This is a genomic window from Pseudomonas sp. PDM28 (assembly GCF_019219115.1).
Taxonomy (GTDB): domain Bacteria; phylum Pseudomonadota; class Gammaproteobacteria; order Pseudomonadales; family Pseudomonadaceae; genus Aquipseudomonas; species Aquipseudomonas laurylsulfatiphila.
This window is the reverse complement of sequence record NZ_JAHUWG010000041.1, coordinates 1-266: the sequence shown is the minus strand read 5'-3', so window position 1 is coordinate 266 and position 266 is coordinate 1. Positions and strand designations below refer to the sequence as shown.

1 rRNA gene is annotated in these 266 nt (G+C 50.4%); it reads right to left on the bottom strand.

The window, feature by feature from the left end:
- Positions 1-266 (bottom strand): 23S ribosomal RNA (locus KW841_RS29485); the annotation flags it as partial.

Below are 266 nucleotides of genomic sequence, written 5' to 3'. Positions count from 1 at the left end.
GGTTTCGGGTCTATTCCCAGCGACTAGACGCCCTATTAAGACTCGCTTTCGCTACGCCTCCCCTATTCGGTTAAGCTCGCCACTGAAAATAAGTCGCTGACCCATTATACAAAAGGTACGCAGTCACCCAACAAAGTGGGCTCCCACTGCTTGTACGCATACGGTTTCAGGATCTATTTCACTCCCCTCTCCGGGGTTCTTTTCGCCTTTCCCTCACGGTACTAGTTCACTATCGGTCAGTCAGTAGTATTTAGCCTTGGAGGATG